Annotated in this window: 1 rRNA gene; it reads left to right on the top strand. The window is 51.5% G+C overall.

The annotated features are described in order from the left end of the window. Nucleotides 1-70 precede the first annotated feature (70 nt). Nucleotides 71-3,002, top strand: a 23S ribosomal RNA gene (locus V7097_RS20940). Nucleotides 3,003-3,006: the final 4 nt, after the last annotated feature.

Here is a 3,006-nt window from a genome sequence, read left to right as displayed (position 1 = left end):
GTTCCTTGAAAACTAGATAACGTAACAAAACATTCATTGAAGTAGTAAAAGTTCTTTAATAATTAACTTAGGTTAAGTTATGAAGGGCGCACGGTGGATGCCTTGGCACTAGGAGCCGATGAAGGACGGTACTAACACCGATATGCTTCGGGGAGCTGTAAGTAAGCATTGATCCGAAGATTTCCGAATGGGGAAACCCACTGCTCGTAATGGGGCAGTATCCTTATCTGAATACATAGGATAAGTGAAGGTAGACCCGGGGAACTGAAACATCTTAGTACCCGGAGGAAGAGAAAGCAAACGCGATTTCCTGAGTAGCGGCGAGCGAAACGGAAGATAGCCCAAACCAAGAGGCTTGCCTCTTGGGGTTGTAGGACACTCTATACGGAGTTACAAAAGAGCGAAGTAGACGAAGCGACCTGGAAAGGTCCGTCAGAGAAGGTAACAACCCTGTAGTCGAAACTTCGTTCTCTCTTGAGTGGATCCTGAGTACGGCGGGACACGTGAAATCCCGTCGGAAGCTGGGAGGACCATCTCCCAAGGCTAAATACTCCCTAGTGACCGATAGTGAACCAGTACCGTGAGGGAAAGGTGAAAAGCACCCCGGGAGGGGAGTGAAATAGAACCTGAAACCGTGTGCCTACAAGTAGTCAAAGCACATTAATGTGTGATGGCGTGCCTTTTGTAGAATGAACCGGCGAGTTACGATCCCGTGCAAGGTTAAGTTGAAGAGACGGAGCCGCAGCGAAAGCGAGTCTGAATAGGGCGAATGAGTACGTGGTCGTAGACCCGAAACCAGGTGATCTACCCATGTCCAGGGTGAAGTTCAGGTAACACTGAATGGAGGCCCGAACCCACGCACGTTGAAAAGTGCGGGGATGAGGTGTGGGTAGCGGAGAAATTCCAATCGAACCTGGAGATAGCTGGTTCTCTCCGAAATAGCTTTAGGGCTAGCCTCGAGTATAGAGTCTTGGAGGTAGAGCACTGATTGGACTAGGGGCCCTCATCGGGTTACCGAATTCAGTCAAACTCCGAATGCCAAAGACTTGATTCTCGGGAGTCAGACTGCGAGTGATAAGATCCGTAGTCAAGAGGGAAACAGCCCAGACCACCAGCTAAGGTCCCAAAGTATACGTTAAGTGGAAAAGGATGTGGAGTTGCTTAGACAACCAGGATGTTGGCTTAGAAGCAGCCACCATTTAAAGAGTGCGTAATAGCTCACTGGTCGAGTGACTCTGCGCCGAAAATGTACCGGGGCTAAACGTATCACCGAAGCTGTGGATTGTTCTTACGAACAATGGTAGGAGAGCGTTCTAAGTGCAGCGAAGTCAGACCGAGAGGACTGGTGGAGCGCTTAGAAGTGAGAATGCCGGTATGAGTAGCGAAAGAGGGGTGAGAATCCCCTCCACCGAATGCCTAAGGTTTCCTGAGGAAGGCTCGTCCGCTCAGGGTTAGTCGGGACCTAAGCCGAGGCTGAAAAGCGTAGGCGATGGACAACAGGTTGATATTCCTGTACCACCTCTTTACCGTTTGAGCAATGGAGGGACGCAGGAGGATAGGGTAAGCGCGCTGTTGGATATGCGCGTCCAAGCAGTTAGACTGGTAAGTAGGCAAATCCGCTTACCGTAAGGTTGAGCTGTGATGGCGAGGGAAATATAGTACCGAAGTTCCTGATTCCACACTGCCAAGAAAAGCTTCTAGCGAGGTAAATGGTGCCCGTACCGCAAACCGACACAGGTAGGCGAGGAGAGAATCCTAAGGTGATCGAGAGAACTCTCGTTAAGGAACTCGGCAAAATGACCCCGTAACTTCGGGAGAAGGGGTGCTTTTTAGGGTGAATAGCCCTGAAAAGCCGCAGTGAATAGGCCCAGGCGACTGTTTAGCAAAAACACAGGTCTCTGCGAAGCCGCAAGGCGAAGTATAGGGGCTGACACCTGCCCGGTGCTGGAAGGTTAAGAGGAGGGGTTAGCGTAAGCGAAGCTCTGAATCGAAGCCCCAGTAAACGGCGGCCGTAACTATAACGGTCCTAAGGTAGCGAAATTCCTTGTCAGGTAAGTTCTGACCCGCACGAAAGGTGTAACGATCTGGGCACTGTCTCAACGAGAGACTCGGTGAAATTATAGTACCTGTGAAGATGCAGGTTACCCGCGACAGGACGGAAAGACCCCGTGGAGCTTTACTGCAACCTGATATTGAATTTTGGTACAGCTTGTACAGGATAGGTAGGAGCCTTGGAAGCCGGAGCGCCAGCTTCGGTGGAGGCATCGGTGGGATACTACCCTGGCTGTATTGAAATTCTAACCCGAAGGCCTTATCGGCCTTGGAGACAGTGTCAGGTGGGCAGTTTGACTGGGGCGGTCGCCTCCTAAAGAGTAACGGAGGCGCCCAAAGGTTCCCTCAGAATGGTTGGAAATCATTCGTAGAGTGTAAAGGCACAAGGGAGCTTGACTGCGAGACCTACAAGTCGAGCAGGGACGAAAGTCGGGCTTAGTGATCCGGTGGTTCCGCATGGAAGGGCCATCGCTCAACGGATAAAAGCTACCCCGGGGATAACAGGCTTATCTCCCCCAAGAGTCCACATCGACGGGGAGGTTTGGCACCTCGATGTCGGCTCATCGCATCCTGGGGCTGTAGTCGGTCCCAAGGGTTGGGCTGTTCGCCCATTAAAGCGGTACGCGAGCTGGGTTCAGAACGTCGTGAGACAGTTCGGTCCCTATCCGTCGTGGGCGTAGGAAATTTGAGAGGAGCTGTCCTTAGTACGAGAGGACCGGGATGGACACACCGCTGGTGTACCAGTTGTCCTGCCAAGGGCATAGCTGGGTAGCTATGTGTGGAAGGGATAAGTGCTGAAAGCATCTAAGCATGAAGCCCCCCTCAAGATGAGATTTCCCATAGTGTTAAACTAGTAAGATCCCTCGAAGATGACGAGGTTGATAGGTCAGAGGTGGAAGCATGGTGACATGTGCAGCTGACTGATACTAATCGATCGAGGACTTAACCAAATCA

The sequence above is a fragment of the Bacillus sp. JJ1562 genome (assembly GCF_036962705.1).
Taxonomy (GTDB): domain Bacteria; phylum Bacillota; class Bacilli; order Bacillales; family Bacillaceae_L; genus Ferdinandcohnia.
Note: the sequence above shows the minus strand (reverse complement) of the source record. Positions and strands in the feature narration are given on the sequence as shown.